Raw genomic sequence first — 15,607 nt, forward strand, 5'->3', positions numbered from 1 at the left:
TAGTCGCATCATAAGGGAGAAACATCCCGAAAAAATTGATACTAACCCTATAGTGTTATCTGTTCCTATCTACAACATCTCCCTGTCTCTATCTGTTGACGACCGTTTCCCGTTAACGTTATTAAAAAACAGAGAGATAACTATGTGTAAGCTAAATAAAAAAACAATATCACTGATGTTCAGTGGTGCTTTACTGATGCTGTTATTAATTTGGGGAAGCTATCAGGGCATTCATTACACCAGCAAAACCGAGTTTTGCCTCTCCTGCCATTCCATGAGCATACCAGCAAAAGAGTATCAGGAAAGTGTCCATTTTAAGAATGCTTCCGGCGTAAGGGCGGAATGCAAAGACTGCCACATTCCGCCCGGAATTATTCCGACACTGGTCCGTAAAACTCAGGCAGTAGGCGAACTTTATTATCAATGGGTCTCCCCTTCTATCGATACTCCAGAGAAATTTGAAGCTAAACGAGCCGAATTGGCCCATAAAGAGTGGTCTCGTATGGCGGCAAACAATTCTGCTGCCTGTAAATCCTGCCACAGTTATCAAGCGATGGATCATGGCAAGCAATCCGCCGCCGCCGCACAACAAATGACCACCGCAGCAGGGAAAGATAGCCAATGTATCGACTGCCATAAAGGCATTGCACACCGTAAACCGGATATCAGTAGCGGTTTTCGTGATGATTTCAATAAGCTTCAGCAACAGGCACAACAATTACCTGAAAGCCATGAGCTATTCACGCTGAGCGATAAAAAGATCACCGCGGCGGTCAATGGTGAAGCCGGTAAAGCCCAGCTAATGCCAGCCACAAAAGTCACCGTACTGGCACATCAGGATCAGCAAGTACAAATAGAAATCACCGGCTGGCGTGAAAGCAGTGGCCGGGGAAGAGTGATCACCCAATATCCCGGCAAGCGCGTATTCAGCGCCGTACTGGATGATTCGCTCCTACCGGCAGTAAAAGTCCTTAGCCAACAGGAAGACCCAGTTTCCCACCAGCAGTGGGAACAGATTAGCGTTACCGCTTGGACATCCCAAGAAGGATTCAGCGCCAATCTACAACCCGTGTGGCAATACGCAGAGAGTATGTTGAAATCCACCTGCAGTTCCTGTCACAGCACACCCCCGACGACTCAATATAACGCCAACGGCTGGATTGCTGGATTAAAAGCCATGTCCACCTATTACCGATTATCCAAGCAGGAAGAGAGCACCTTGCTGAAATACCTGCAAACCCATGCCAGCGATACCAAAGAATAAAAATACAATGAGGATATTTCTATGAGTTTTCAAAAAATTAGTTCATCAAGACGTCGTTTCATTCAAGGCATGATGGCCACCGGAGCCCTGAGTGCTATCACCACCGGTCCATTAATGGGCCGGGCTTGGGCGGCCGAAGCCAGCCCAGAACAGTGGATTCAATCCGGCTCTCACTTCGGTGCGTTTGAAGCCAAAGTGGTGAATGGTGAATGGGTTGATACACGTCCATTTAAACATGACAAATTTCCTTGTGACATGCTGAAGGCGGTAAAAGAGATCGTCTATAACCCCTCTCGCGTTCGCTATCCCATGGTTCGCCTTGACTGGCTGCTCAAACGCGAAAAATCCGATCGCTCACAGCGTGGTGATAATCGTTTCGTGCGTGTTACTTGGGATCAGGCGCTGGATCTATTCTGGCAAGAACTGGAACGAGTACAGAAGCAATACGGTTCATCTGGCGTATTTACTGGTCTTGCCGACTGGCAGATGGTCGGTAAATTACACAAAGCTGGCGGTGCGATAGACCGAGCGCTCGGTATGCACGGCAGCTATGTGACTACCGTAGGTGACTACTCTGCGGCGGCGGCTCAGGTAGTGCTTCCACATGTGATTGGTTCACTTGAAGTGTATGAACAGCAAACGTCATTACCGCTGGTGATTGAAAATACCAATACCATCATTCTTTGGGGCTGTGACCCAATAAAAAATCTGCAGATTGAGTATCTGGTTCCTGACCACGAGCCTTTTGGCTACTGGCAACAAATCAAAGATAAAGTGTCTCAGGGGAAAATGAAGGTGATCAGCATCGATCCGGTGCGCAGCAAAACGCAAAATTATCTGGGCTGCGAGCAGTTGGCGCTCAATCCGCAGACGGATGTAGCACTCATGCTGGGTCTGGCCCATACCTTGTATAGTGAAAAACTCTACAATGCAGATTTTGTGAAAGAATACAGCGTTGGTTTTGATCAGTTCCTGCCTTATCTTATGGGTGAAACTGACAAACAGCCGAAAGATGCCAAGTGGGCCGCCGCCATTTGCGGTATTGATGCAGAAAAAATACGTGAATTAGCCCATCAGTTAGTTAAAGGTCGTACCCAATTTATGGGGGGATGGTGTGTACAACGAATGCATCACGGTGAGCAATATCCGTGGATGCTGGTGGTTCTAGCAACTATGGTGGGTCAAATTGGCTTGCCCGGTGGCGGAGTGGGATTTGGCTGGCACTATAACGGTGGTGGCACGGTCACCTCTAAAGGGCCGGTGTTGTCTGGCCTAGGTGGATTAAGCCACCCACCAAAAGCGGTTCATGCCGCGGATTTTCGTGGCGCATCGCCACACATTCCCGTTTCCCGCATGGTGGACTGTTTACTCTCTCCGGGTAAAAAACTGGCCTTCAATGGCGAAACACTTACCTTCCCAGATATAAAAATGGCTATTTTCACCGCCGCTAATCCATTCCATGCCCAGCAAGATCGCAACCGCATGATAGAAGCTTGGAAAAAGCTTGAAACCATCATTGTCCTTGACCACCAGTGGACGGCTTCCTGTCGCTTTGCCGATATTGTCCTACCGGTTACCACCCGCTATGAACGTAACGATATCGAGCAATTTGGTACCCATTCCAATAAAGGACTGATGGCCATTCGCCAAGTGGTTAAACCACAATTTGAAGCACGCCACGACTTCGATATTTTTACCGATTTGTGTAAGCGTTTTAATCAGAATGAAATTTACAGCGAAAAACTGACAGAAATGCAGTGGATTAAACGTCTGTATGACGAAGGCCGTAAGCAAGGTCAAGATACGGGTGTAACCATGCCTGATTTTGACACCTTCTGGAATGGTGAAGGTTACATCGAATATCCGGCAGGAACGCCGTGGGTGCGTCATGGTGAATTCAGAGAATCACCGGATCTCAACCCGCTGGGCACCCCGTCTGGGCTGATAGAGATATACAGTAAGACCATCGCCGGATTCAACTATCAGGATTGTCCAGGCCATCCAGTCTGGCTGGAGCCGTTTGAACGCAGCCACAGCGGCAAACAGGCTGAAGCATATCCACTTCACCTGCAATCCTGCCATCCGGATAAGCGCTTACATTCTCAAATTTGCTCCAGCGATAACTATCGCAAGACTTATGCTGTCAACGGGCGTGAGCCGCTGTATATCAGCCCGGCTGATGCAAAAGCGCGTGGGCTGAAAAATGGCGACATCGCCAGAGTATTTAATGCCCGTGGGCAGGTATTAGCCGGCGTAGTTATCAGCGAAGATTACGTGACGGGAGTGGTTCGTATTCATGAAGGTGCCTGGTATTCCCCACTAGAAGGCGGCAAAGCCGGTACGCTTTGCACCTATGGCGACCCTAACGTACTGAGTGCGGATATAGGAACATCTCAGCTTGCTCAAGGCCCTTCCGCTCATACGGCCATTGTACAGGTTGAACGCTATCAGGGAACCATCCCTGCCGTAACCGGTTTTGGTGGTCCTCAACAGGTTCAAGGTACGCATGCATGATAAGAACTGATAATCTGGCCCGGGAACGGGCCAATATTTACCGTTGGTTTGCTTGCCTGCTGTTTCAGGAGCTCTCGGTTACGGATATAGCGTCATTGAACTCACCGGAACTTCAGCAACTACTGCGCGGGCTGAAATCGATTCCTGAGCTGCACCTTCCTGCCGATTTATTTCGGCGTAAATTGAAGGCGTTAGCCAACCGCCCGAACAATCAGCTTGAACTGGCTGCCGATTATGCAGAATTGTTTCTGATGGCTCCACCGAGTGGGGTTTCTCCCTACGCCGGACACTATCCGCATAGCTCCCCGGCGGAAGAACGGATCCTGATGGATCAATGGCTAAATCGTCTGAAACAGCAAACCAGCAACAATGAGGCGGCGGATCATCTGGCCGTGCAACTTGCCGTAATGGCATTATTGATTGAATCACTCGATGACCTGTCGCCTTCCTTTACTTCACAACGTCAATACCTCAACGAGCGTTTACTTAGCTGGTTACCTAGCTTGGTTAAATTATGTCAACAACGAGATAAATTTGGCTTCTATTCATCACTGCTTCGGTTACTCAAAAGCTATATTTTGCAAGATGAACAGTATTTAACTGAGTGCATTCATACATCATCTTCATCGATACAAACCCCATAAACCACGTTTTTCTTACCAATAACCATTCCATAATAGAAGGTTATTGGTAAGTTCTCCCCAAAAAAACCATCTAAGTAATATTAAGAAAATGCGATAAACAGGTATAACAATAAGTAAATCTACCGGTTTTTTTTAGGACTGAAAGTGTGTGGAATTAGCGGTCATCCCCCGGCAAAATACCTTCCAAGCAAGCATGGCTCAGCAGCGTTAACGCTTCATCAATGAGTCGATGACTATTCCAATTTTGTCTTAGAGGTACCAAATAGTGAAACTGAATATTATCAATAAATATACTGTTCCTGGCCTGATAGCTGTTGTTTTTGGATTTGGTGCTTTTCAGGCTTATCACACTTATGACAACCACCAAAGCTACACCTTAAGCAGTACCACCAAACATGCGAATAAAGCAAAAATGGATGTTGTTGCCGAGCCAACAAATCTGACGCTGTTTAGCCAGGCAACCACCGCACCTAAAAATGCCGTTCAGGCACCACCGGTCGCAGTAGAAGTTAGCGCCATTGTCTACAGCAGTGATACGGATTTATCGATGGCCACGCTCAAGCAAGGAAGTGAAGAAATTAACTATCGCGTTGGTGAAATGCTTAAAGGTTACAGTGACGTGTTTGTTGACTCTATTGATAAGGATGGGATCCATCTGCGTAATAAAGGCAACATGGAAACCGTGAAGTTAAAACAACCTGATTATATGAAAGGGCACGCAGTATAGTCAGGATGTTAACGATAAGTCCGAATAGCTCCGTTCTCACTCATCGTATCATAATGGAAGTATTAAGTTAGCAGACAGGGACTGTCTGGAAAAACTCGCTGCGTGATTTGGATGGTAATCGCAGTAATCAGGGAAGATATATCCCCTAAAATAAAGCCGTAGGGAAGCGGCTATGTTACAAGCAGGAAGCGATTAAAAGGATACGTTGCACAATCGGGATGATGCAGTAACAGCTAATGAGCCTCGTCGTTATCGCTGTTATTGATGTGCATAATAGAACGGCCCCGCCAGTTATGGTGGGGCCGTTTTTTTATATCTTCCGAAAAATTAATCAGAAAACTTCATCAGCTTACAAAGCAGCGATGATCGCCTTCTGATCCAGCAGTTTGGCTTTATCGTCGATAAAGGTAGCTAAACGCTCACGCTCTTTAGCCACAACCGCTTCCGGAGCACGAGAAACAAAACCTTCATTTTCCAGCTTGCTCTCAATACGCTCAATTTCTTCTTCGATGCGCGACACTTCTTTCGCCAGACGCTCCAACTCAGCGGCTTTATCTACCAGACCCGCCATTGGAATTAACAGCTCGGCACCTTCCACCAGTTTGGTTACAGAAACCGGGCCTTTATCACCGGCTGGCAGAATGGTCATCGACGACAGACGCGCCAGCGTTTTAATAAAGTTCTCGTTTTCCATCACTCGGCTTTGAGCTATCGGACTGGCTTCACGCAGTAACACATCTAGCAGTTTACCCGGCGCAATATTCATCTCGGCACGGATATTACGCACCGCAACGATGGCCTGCTTGATCCACTCCAGTGAATCCCGAGCGGCTTTATCGTCCAGCGCTGCATCATACTCCGGCATTGGTTGCAGCATGATGGTATCCGCAGTGATGTTTTTCAACAGTTTCACGCGCTGCCAGATAGTTTCGGTGATAAATGGAATGATTGGATGCGCTAAACGCAGTAATGACTCCAATACGTGGACCAGCGTATGACGAGTACCGCGCAGCGCTGTTTCAGAACCTGAATTCATCACCGGCTTCGCCAGCTCCAAATACCAGTCACAGAACTGGTTCCAAGTAAATTCATACAGAATGTTGGCAGCCATATCGAAACGATAGCTATCCAGTGCCTCACGATAGACTTTCACCGTCTGGTTAAACTCCGCCAGAATCCAGCGATCTGCCAGCGAAAGCTCTTTCTCTCCACCGTTTTGACCACAATCCTGATCTTCAGTGTTCATTAATACAAAGCGGCTGGCGTTCCACAGCTTGTTACAGAAGTTACGGTAACCTTCCAGACGTTTCATATCCCAATTGATATCGCGACCGGTTGAGGCTAACGCCGTCAACGTAAAACGCAGGGCATCCGTACCGTGCGCTTCAATACCGTCCGGGAATTGCTTCTCGGTGCGCTTACGGATTTTCTCCGCCAGTTGCGGCTGCATCATGTTACCGGTGCGTTTTTCTAACAGGCCATCCAGAGAGATACCGTCTATCATATCCAGCGGATCAATAACGTTACCCTTGGTTTTGGACATTTTCTGTCCTTCATCGTCACGGATAAGGCCTGTCACGTAGACGTTTTTAAACGGTACCTGTGGTTTGCCATTTTCATCTTTAATAAAGTGCATGGTCAGCATGATCATGCGGGCAATCCAGAAGAAGATAATATCAAAACCACTAACCAATACATTGGTTGGGTGGAAGGTACGTAAATCCTCTGTATTTTCCGGCCAGCCTAGGGTTGAGAAAGTCCATAACCCGGAGGAGAACCAAGTATCCAGCACGTCTTCGTCCTGAGTCAGCACCACGTCAGCCGGGATGTTATTCTCTTGGCGCACTTCTTCTTCGTTACGGGCAACGTATACGTTGCCTTCTGCGTCATACCACGCAGGGATACGGTGTCCCCACCATAATTGGCGGGAAATACACCAGTCCTGAATATCGCGCATCCAAGAGAAGTACATATTTTCATACTGCTTAGGCACGAACTGAATATCGCCATTTTCAACCGCTTCAATGGCAACTTTGGCCAGAGGAGCAGTACGTACATACCATTGGTCGGTTAGCATAGGTTCGATAACCACACCGCCACGGTCGCCATAAGGAACCGTTAAGTCATGCGGTTTAATCTCTTCCAGCAGGCCAAGACCATCAAAGGCGGCAACCACGGCTTTACGTGCGGCAAAACGCTCTAACCCACGCAGCTCAGACGGTAACGCATCGAGATAAACTTCACTTGGTTCACCATTGGTATCAAATATCTCTGCGCTATCGCGGATATCGCCATCGAAGGTCAGAATATTGATCATTGGTAGAGCGTGACGACGTCCAACTTCATAGTCGTTAAAGTCATGGGCCGGGGTGATTTTCACACAGCCGGTACCTTTTTCCATATCCGCATGTTCATCACCCACCACCGGAATACGGCGATTTACCAGCGGCAGGACAACATACTTGCCGATAAGGTCTTTATAGCGAGGATCTTCTGGATTAACGGCTACGCCGGTATCGCCCAGTACCGTTTCAGGACGCGTGGTGGCAACCACCAAATAATCTTTACCGTCCGCGGTTTTTACGCCATCGGCCAGTGGATAGCGCAGGTGCCACATGGAACCTTTGGTTTCACGGTTTTCTACTTCCAGATCGGAAATCGCCGTACGCAGTTTTGGATCCCAGTTAACCAATCGTTTACCGCGATAAATCAGGTTCTCTTTGTGTAGGCGAACGAATACCTCTTTTACCGCATTAGAGAGGCTTTCATCCATGGTAAAGCGTTCACGCCCCCAATCGACGGAAGCACCTAAACGGCGCATTTGGCCGGTGATGGTGCCACCTGATTCGGCTTTCCACTGCCAGATTTTGTCGATAAAGGCTTCACGGCCGTAGTCGTGACGCGTTTTGTTCTCTTCAGCAGCAATTTTACGCTCCACCACCATCTGGGTCGCGATACCTGCGTGGTCAGTTCCTGTCTGCCAAAGGGTATTTTTTCCCTGCATGCGCTGATAGCGGATCATGGCATCCATGATGGTCTGCTGGAATGCGTGTCCCATATGCAGGCTACCGGTTACATTCGGCGGAGGAATGACGATGCAGTAGCTTTCTTTGCTGGTGTCGCCATTCGGCTTAAAGTAGCCACTCTCTTCCCAATGTTGATAGAGGGACTGTTCGATGTCTTGCGGGTTATATGTTTTTTCCATGGTATTTTTATATCATTCAGATGGTTGGCGGCGTTGCCGTAGACAGATTAAAACCGACGCTGCGATAAACTTTATAACGTTCGCGCGCCAACTGCTTTAAATCGTCTTCATGTGGAACAAAGTCTATCACTTCATAGAATGCCGTAGCAAAATCTGGAAATTGACTCTGTAGATTAATCAGAAGATCCCGTGGTGCGTTGCTGCGTTTACCGGGCCAGCACAGCTCCACCGGCGCTCCATATTTAGGGCCTTCACCGGCCAGGTTATGAGGAACAAACCGATCGGTATCCAACGTCCATAGTGCTTCATCCAACTGCTCTGCCTGTTGTTGGGTTTCGCAGGCGATGAGTACGCGTTTCCCCATGCGCCAACGTTCAGCCACAATGCTACAGGTCAGCGCTTCGCAGGCTGAGAGCCCCTGTGATGAGTTGCTGTGGTCGAGCAGATAAAATGATGCTGTTTTCATAGTTGGCGTTGGGTGATCACTTTGTTTAGTCGTTAAGGCATACCGTGATTGTTGAGTTGATAAGTTAGCTTCAGAGGATATTCCGGCCGTAAATACAATGTCTACATATGGGCATTGTGCCCAGCCGGAAGACCGCCCGTACTTAGCATCGGAGCACGTCGGGCCTAGTCTGCCTACGGGCACTTACAAAATACCGAAGGTATTTTGCCCTTCGGGCCAGCGCTAGCGCTGTTCAAACAGGCAAAGCCTGTTTGTCGTTGGCTTACGCCAAGTCGACCCCACGGCAGCCTCTCCCTCGATTAGCTTTATTTATAACTTAATAACTTAAGGAGCACGCGTGGCGTGCTCCTTTAATCACATAGATTGACATGATAATACCATGTCATACAGGTAACAGAAATAAACAACGTACGGCTTATATCAGTGCCTGTTACTCGTCGTAGCTTTGGCCTGAGCGGTTAAGCAAGAACTGGGTTAGTAAGGCTACCGGACGTCCTGTTGCGCCTTTGGCTTTACCTGAGCGCCATGCGGTGCCGGCGATGTCTAGGTGTGCCCAGCTGTATTTGCGGGTAAAGCGGGAGAGGAAGCAGCCCGCAGTAATCGCGCCCGCAGGACGACCGCCGATGTTGGCCATATCAGCAAAGTTAGACTCTAACTGCTCCTGATACTCATCTCCCAACGGTAAGCGCCATGCGCGGTCGCCGGCCTGTTCGGATGCGCCGATCAGTTCGGATGCCAATGGATTATGGTTCGACATCAGGCCTGTGATTTGGTGGCCTAAGGCAATAACGCAGGCACCGGTCAGGGTGGCGATGTCGATAACCACTTCGGGTTCAAAGCGCTCAACGTAAGTTAATACGTCACATAACACTAAGCGACCTTCTGCATCGGTATTCAGCACTTCCACGGTCTGCCCGGACATGGTGGTCAACACATCGCCCGGACGGTAGGCTCGTCCACCCGGCATGTTCTCACAGCCAGCCAGCACCCCGATGATATTGAGCGTGAGTTTCAGCTCTGCCACTGCGCGCATGACGCCATATACTGACGCCGCGCCGCACATATCATATTTCATCTCATCCATGCCTTCGGCAGGTTTGATGGAAATACCACCCGAGTCGAACGTCAGTCCTTTACCCACTAACACGATAGGCTTAGCATCCGCGACCGGATTGCCTTTGTATTCAATCACTGACATCAGCGATTCATTCTGGGAACCATGACCTACCGCTAAGTAAGCATTCATTCCTAGCTCTTTCATCTGCTGTTCGCCAATGACTTTAGTCATGATATTTTCACTGAACGCATCAGCCAATTGACGAGCTTGGGAAGCTAGATAAGCAGCGTTACAAATATTTGGCGGCATATTGCCCAAATCTTTTGCGACTTTTATACCGGCCGAAATCGCTAGACCGTGCTGGATGGCTTTTTCACCGCAGGTTAGCTCGCGACGGGTTGGTACGCTGAGTACCATTTTACGCAATGGACGGCGTGGCTCGACTTTATTGCTTTTCAACTGGTCGAAAATATACAGCGCTTCTTTAGTAGTTTCGACGGCCTGACGCACATTCCAGTAGGTGTTACGCCCTTTTACGTGCAGCTCAGTCAGGAAACAGACCGCTTCCATTGAGCCAGTATCGTTTAGGGTATTGATCGTTTTCTGCACCACTTGCTTGTACTGACGCTCATCAAGATCGCGCTCTTTACCACAACCGATTAATAAAATTCTTTCTGAAAGTATGTTGGGTACATGGTGTAACAATAAAGTTTGACCAACCTTACCTTCCAGTTCACCACGGCGAAGTAACGCACTAATATAGCCATCGCTGATCTTATCCAGCTGCTCGGCGATAGGTGACAGACGACGAGGTTCAAAAACACCGACGACGATACAAGCGCTACGTTGTTTTTCCGGGCTACCACTTTTTACACTGAACTCCATGCACTCTCCTGAATCTTAAAGAGACAAGGCAGGTGAGTTATGGATAGAATAGACAGATCCGTAACGCCCCTGCGGTTTTTATTAACGTGACACAAATAGTGTTAATATTTTATGCCCATTAATACTATTATTAGCAATATAGGCTGCCATTATGGTAGATGTTAGTAAAAATGGCGAATTAACGATGAAAGTATCGGCTTTCCTGTAAAAAAACAAGTTTTCACAGGCGTAATTAACTTGATAATCATTAGATATCTGATCCGGGAGACATTCAAGAGTCAAATCGCAATCCTATTTATCCTACTGCTGATCTTTTTTTGTCAGAAGCTGGTGCGGATTTTGTCGATGGCTGTTGACGGTGACATCCCGACGAACTTAGTTTTTTCTTTGCTTGGCCTCGGTATTCCCGAGATGGCGCAACTCATTCTGCCTCTGAGCTTATTCTTAGGCATTTTGATGACCTTCAGTAAGCTGTACTCGGAGAGTGAAATCACCGTGATGCATGCCTGTGGGTTGAGCAAAAACGTATTATTGATTGCCGCACTGGCCCTTTCGATACTGACCAGCGCAGCTGCCGGGATTAACTCGCTCTGGTTAGGGCCCTTGTCTGCTGTAAGCCAAGAGCGGATTATTGCCAATGCCAAAGCCAACCCAAGTTTAGGGGCGCTGGTTGAAGGGCAGTTTCAGCCCTCTCAGGATGGCAACGCCGTGCTGTTTGTTGGAAAAGTAGAAGGTAATGCGTTTACCGACGTTTTTCTGGCCCAATTACGCCCTTCAGGCAACCAGCGTCCTTCAGTGGTCGTGGCGGATAAAGGCCATATCATTGAAGACCCCAGCGGTAATCAGCGTATTCTTTTAGAGACGGGTACTCGTTATGAAGGCACCGCGCTACTGCGTGACTTCCGCATTACCGATTTCAGCCACTATCAAGCGCTTATCGGACATCAGGAAGCGATGCTTGATAACAGCGGCGTAGAACAGGCCAACATAACTTCACTGATAGCATCAGACAGTCATCAAGCCAAAGCCGAGTTGAACTGGCGTTTAACGCTAATCATCTCTGTGCCGCTGATGGCGTTGCTAGTCGTACCGCTGAGTGAAGTAAATCCACGTCAGGGCCGAGTAGTGAGTATGCTACCGGCGATGCTGTTATATTTGATCTATTTTCTGCTGCAAAGCTCATTAAAATCGAATGCCGGCCGTGGAAAAATCGATCCGATGATCTGGGTTTGGGTCGTCAACTTAGGCTATTTAGCACTGGGTATTTTATTAAATCTGTGGGATAGCCTACCTTCCCGCCGTCTACGTGCCCGGCTGAGAGGAGCGGTTTAATCTATGTTCAGCGTTTTAGACCGTTATATCGGCCGCACGATTTTCAGTACCATCATGAGTACCCTATTTCTGCTGGTCAGCCTGTCCGGAATTATCAAATTCGTGGATCAACTGCGTAAAACAGGAAAAGGGAACTATGATGCATTGGGTGCCGGCCTTTACACCCTGTTAAGCGTACCAAAAGACATTGAAATCTTTTTCCCGATGGCTGCACTGTTGGGCGCACTGTTAGGATTAGGCGCACTAGCAACCCGCAGCGAACTGGTGGTCATGGAGGCCTCCGGATTTACCCGGATGCAGATCGCTTCTGCGGTAATGAAAACCGCGATTCCTTTGGTGCTGTTGACCATGGCAATTGGTGAATGGATTTCTCCGCTGGGCGAACAAACCGCGCGTAATACCCGAGCCCAAATGATGTATGGCAGCTCACTGCTCTCTACTCGCGATGGCATATGGGCAAAAGATAAAAATGACTTTATCTATATTCAAAGCGTCGTGAAGGAAGATGAGCTCTCCGGCGTCAGCATTTATCATTTCGATAAACAGAGTAAGCTGCTGTCAGTGCGCTACGCGGGTACCGCGACTTACGATAAAAACAGCAACACTTGGCAGCTCTATCAGATCGACCAATCGGACCTTAGCCAACCGAATAAAATTATTGGCACTCAAACCCTAAACGAAGAATGGCAAACTAACCTAACGCCGGACAAACTGGGTGTGGTAGCCATGAATCCTGAATCGTTATCCGCCAGCGGACTGTATGAATACAGCAAATACCTGAAGCAAAGCGGTCAGGAATCTGCACGTTATCGACTCATCTTCTGGAACAAAGTGCTGTCGCCGCTATCCGTAGCCGTGATGATGCTGATGGCCTTATCGTTTATCTTTGGTCCGCTGCGTAGCGTACCAATGGGGATTCGGGTAGTTACCGGCATCAGCTTCGGCTTTATTTTCTATATGCTTGACCAAATTTTTGGCCCCCTCAGTCTGGTATATGGCGTGCCGCCATTTATTGGTGCGTTATTACCAAGCCTGTTATTTTTGATTATCAGTATTTTTCTGCTTAAACAAAAACGCTAAACCTCTTCACATGGCGGTGATAACCGATATCACCGCCATGTGCGTTTCCTGCTAATCATTAAAGAAGATTAAAGAGCGTTGAAACACCCTATACTCACAGGTAACATACCCGCTACTCACGGTTGATTAACTAATAGGGAAAGCGCCTTTATCATCATGACGTTATCATTGTTGCCCAAATTGCTTTTGATTCTGGCCGTGCTATTTAGCGCGCCGGGCTTTGCAATGGCTACAAACCATGATGCCTGTGCCCCTACATCCGTTACTCAAGAACACCATACCGCTATGTCACAGCATGATGCCCCAATGGAACACTGCGACGATAACGCACACTGCATGCTCTGTTTTTCCGTTGTTCCTTCCATGTCATTTTCTGTTGCTGCCTCAATCGGTCATGAGACCTATCGTGTCTCTGTCACGGCCTGGCACTCGCGCTCACTTCAACCAGAACCGCATCCTCCTAGAAGTCTCAACGTTTAAATCATCCTGTTTAAACCTGTTGAAGCGACTTATTGGACCTTTGTCCCTATTTTCGCCTTAACATTCAGATTTCAATCGCATGATGCAGCGACAGGCGCATCATTGCTCTGTTCATCTTTGATGATGAATAAGATAAGGGGAATATTATGAATCGTAGACTATTTTTAACCAAGTTAGCCGCCGCAGTCGGTACACTGGCCGCCGCTAAAGTCGTGGCACAACCCCACCATATAGAAAAGATGCCCTCTGGACACGATATGGGAAATATGCCTCATCACGGCATGGGTAATATGCCGATGGGAGGAATGCACAACGATAGCCTGCTGCCAGAATCAGCACTGCCGAAAAACCTTCCATTGCCAGATTTGAAAAAGCTGCTTAACGCCAGCGATAAACCAAACTATTTCAGCGCAACCCTCACGGCCAAGCCGGTTCGGGTACAGCTCACCCCACAAGTAGAAACCGAGTTTTGGGCCTATAACGACCAGATCCCCGGCCCCGCTATCGAAGTATTTGAAGGGGATACGGTAGAGATTCTATTTAAAAATGCGCTATCACAACCGACCACCGTGCACTGGCATGGACTGCCGGTTCCACCCGATCAGGACGGCAACCCACAAGACGAAGTCGCACCAGGCGCTTCTCGCGTGTATAAATTCACTCTACCGGAAGATTGTGCCGGTACTTACTGGTATCACCCCCATGGGCATCATACCGTAGCTGAACAAGCGTTCCGGGGTCTGGCTGGGGTATTTATCGTTAAACCTAAGCAAGATAGATTGGCACATATTCCGGTACAGAACTGGCTTATCTCCGATCTAAAACTCAATGCAGATGGTCAAATTGCACCAAACTCCATGATGGACTGGATGAACGGTCGAGAAGGACAGTTTGTTCTGATCAACGGTGCATCACACCCAAACATCACACTGGACCAGGCAACCCGTGCCCGGCTATGGAATGCCTGTTCGGGCCGCTATCTCAATCTGTCTCTTAATGATGCGGATATCTATCTGATTGGCACCGACGGCGGCCTGTTGGAACAACCTTATAAGCTCAGCACCCTGCTGCTAACGCCCGGTGAACGGGCAGAGATTCTGATTGTACCGAGAAAAACGGGCAAACAAAGCCTTCAGGCTCTGGCCTACGATCGCAGTAAAATGGGTTGCGCCACCGAAGAGGTCACCCGTTCTCTGGCATCCATTAACCTGAAAGAGAGTCAGTTACCTGAGTTACCGCAGAAGTTGGCAACCCTGCCGAATATGGGTAAAGCCAGCGCGATAAAAACGCTGGAATACTCCGAAACCATGGATATGAGCAAAGGCATGTCAGGAATGAACTTCCTGATTAACGGTAAAAAGCACGATCCAAAACGTATCGATCTCACCAGCAAAGTGGGAGAAGTCGAAGAATGGGAGATTTTCAATAACTCTCATATGGACCATAACTTCCATCTGCACGGAACGCAGTTTACCGTGGTCAACTACCAGCTCAACGGTCAGTCACGCCTGCCGGAATATATCGGCCGTAAAGACACCATCAACCTGAAGCCCTATGAACGCGTTCGCATCAAGCAGGTCCAGCAGCATAAAGGCTTGCGTATGTACCACTGCCATATTCTGGAACATGAAACGCTGGGCATGATGGGACAGTTGAATGTGATTTAAGCCAAAGCCGTACCCGGTGGCTGAAAGGCCACCACTTTTCGGCTATTTTCGAACCAGTCAGATGAAATTTAAGGGATAACGCTTGCGCGGTGTTGTCTGACAGGTATAATGCCGAAGTTTTCCGCATTCTTCTCAGTGCCTGAGTGGCGAAATCGGTAGACGCAGTTGATTCAAAATCAACCGCCTTCGGGTGTGCCGGTTCGAGTCCGGCCTCAGGCACCATTAGAATGTAAATAGACCTCAACTGAGGTCTTTTTTTATGTCTGAAATCCGCATTCCACCAGCC

At 48.3% G+C, this 15,607-nt stretch carries 11 protein-coding genes and 1 tRNA gene; 9 read left to right on the plus strand and 3 right to left on the minus strand.

Translation table 11 applies throughout. The annotated features are described in order from the left end of the window. Positions 1-142 precede the first annotated feature (142 nt). The 4 genes from HYN51_RS12170 to HYN51_RS12185 all read left to right on the plus strand — a co-directional run bounded on the left by HYN51_RS12170 (position 143) and on the right by HYN51_RS12185 (position 5,149). On the plus strand, positions 143-1,264 hold the full coding sequence (locus tag HYN51_RS12170) for a NapC/NirT family cytochrome c (protein WP_108900274.1): 1,122 nt from the start codon (positions 143-145) through the stop codon (positions 1,262-1,264). 21 nt (positions 1,265-1,285) lie between these two features. Continuing rightward, on the plus strand, positions 1,286-3,778 hold the full coding sequence (torA, locus tag HYN51_RS12175) for a trimethylamine-N-oxide reductase TorA (protein WP_108900275.1): 2,493 nt from the start codon (positions 1,286-1,288) through the stop codon (positions 3,776-3,778). Further along, entirely contained in the window at positions 3,775-4,422 is a 648-nt protein-coding gene (gene torD / locus HYN51_RS12180; RefSeq protein WP_108900276.1) for a molecular chaperone TorD, read from the plus strand. The genes torA and torD overlap by 4 nt, the downstream gene beginning before the upstream one ends. A 265-nt stretch (positions 4,423-4,687) precedes the next feature. Beyond that, the gene (locus HYN51_RS12185) at positions 4,688-5,149 is read left to right on the plus strand and encodes a type II secretion system protein N (RefSeq protein ID WP_108900277.1); all 462 of its coding nucleotides are present in this window, start codon (positions 4,688-4,690) and stop codon (positions 5,147-5,149) included. A 349-nt stretch (positions 5,150-5,498) separates the two neighbouring features. Here HYN51_RS12185 and HYN51_RS12190 read toward each other — a convergent pair whose 3' ends face one another. From HYN51_RS12190 to pepA, 3 genes are all read right to left on the minus strand, one after another. Further along, the gene (locus HYN51_RS12190; protein ID WP_108900278.1) at positions 5,499-8,354 is read right to left on the minus strand and encodes a valine--tRNA ligase; all 2,856 of its coding nucleotides are present in this window, start codon (positions 8,352-8,354) and stop codon (positions 5,499-5,501) included. 16 nt (positions 8,355-8,370) lie between these two features. Next, on the minus strand, positions 8,371-8,820 hold the full coding sequence (locus HYN51_RS12195) for a DNA polymerase III subunit chi (RefSeq protein ID WP_108900279.1): 450 nt from the start codon (positions 8,818-8,820) through the stop codon (positions 8,371-8,373). Positions 8,821-9,250: 430 nt separating this feature from the next. Beyond that, positions 9,251-10,762, minus strand: coding sequence for a leucyl aminopeptidase (pepA, locus tag HYN51_RS12200; RefSeq protein WP_108900280.1), 1,512 nt, complete (start codon positions 10,760-10,762; stop codon positions 9,251-9,253). A gap of 237 nt (positions 10,763-10,999) precedes the next feature. Here pepA and lptF point away from each other — a divergent pair, with 237 nt between their 5' ends. The 5 genes from lptF to HYN51_RS12220 all read left to right on the plus strand — a co-directional run bounded on the left by lptF (position 11,000) and on the right by HYN51_RS12220 (position 15,543). Beyond that, positions 11,000-12,094 carry an LPS export ABC transporter permease LptF gene (gene lptF / locus HYN51_RS12205; protein WP_108900281.1) on the plus strand — a complete coding sequence of 365 codons (1,095 nt, stop codon included), beginning with the start codon at positions 11,000-11,002 and terminating at the stop codon, positions 12,092-12,094. Between the two features lie 3 nt (positions 12,095-12,097). After that, positions 12,098-13,174, plus strand: a complete 1,077-nt coding sequence (lptG, locus tag HYN51_RS12210; RefSeq protein ID WP_108900282.1) for an LPS export ABC transporter permease LptG — start codon at positions 12,098-12,100, stop codon at positions 13,172-13,174. Positions 13,175-13,399: 225 nt separating this feature from the next. Next, positions 13,400-13,654 carry a hypothetical protein gene (locus tag HYN51_RS16395; RefSeq protein WP_157953038.1) on the plus strand — a complete coding sequence of 85 codons (255 nt, stop codon included), beginning with the start codon at positions 13,400-13,402 and terminating at the stop codon, positions 13,652-13,654. A gap of 146 nt (positions 13,655-13,800) precedes the next feature. After that, positions 13,801-15,321 carry a multicopper oxidase family protein gene (locus tag HYN51_RS12215; RefSeq protein ID WP_108900283.1) on the plus strand — a complete coding sequence of 507 codons (1,521 nt, stop codon included), beginning with the start codon at positions 13,801-13,803 and terminating at the stop codon, positions 15,319-15,321. 137 nt (positions 15,322-15,458) lie between these two features. After that, positions 15,459-15,543, plus strand: a tRNA-Leu gene (locus HYN51_RS12220). Positions 15,544-15,607: the final 64 nt, after the last annotated feature.

The sequence above is a fragment of the Limnobaculum parvum genome (assembly GCF_003096015.2).
Classification (GTDB): Bacteria; Pseudomonadota; Gammaproteobacteria; order Enterobacterales; family Enterobacteriaceae; genus Limnobaculum; species Limnobaculum parvum.

Bases quoted from the DNA above. Each gene is read 5' to 3' on its own strand.
- lptG (WP_108900282.1), top strand. From the start codon at position 12,098: ATGTTCAGCGTTTTAGACCGTTATATCGGCCGCACGATTTTCAGTACC.
- torD (WP_108900276.1), top strand. From the start codon at position 3,775: ATGATAAGAACTGATAATCTGGCCCGGGAACGGGCCAATATTTACCGT.
- HYN51_RS12195 (WP_108900279.1), bottom strand. From the start codon at position 8,820: ATGAAAACAGCATCATTTTATCTGCTCGACCACAGCAACTCATCACAG.
- HYN51_RS12190 (WP_108900278.1), bottom strand. From the start codon at position 8,354: ATGGAAAAAACATATAACCCGCAAGACATCGAACAGTCCCTCTATCAA.
- pepA (WP_108900280.1), bottom strand. From the start codon at position 10,762: ATGGAGTTCAGTGTAAAAAGTGGTAGCCCGGAAAAACAACGTAGCGCT.
- HYN51_RS12170 (WP_108900274.1), top strand. From the start codon at position 143: ATGTGTAAGCTAAATAAAAAAACAATATCACTGATGTTCAGTGGTGCT.
- torA (WP_108900275.1), top strand. From the start codon at position 1,286: ATGAGTTTTCAAAAAATTAGTTCATCAAGACGTCGTTTCATTCAAGGC.
- HYN51_RS16395 (WP_157953038.1), top strand. From the start codon at position 13,400: ATGGCTACAAACCATGATGCCTGTGCCCCTACATCCGTTACTCAAGAA.
- HYN51_RS12215 (WP_108900283.1), top strand. From the start codon at position 13,801: ATGAATCGTAGACTATTTTTAACCAAGTTAGCCGCCGCAGTCGGTACA.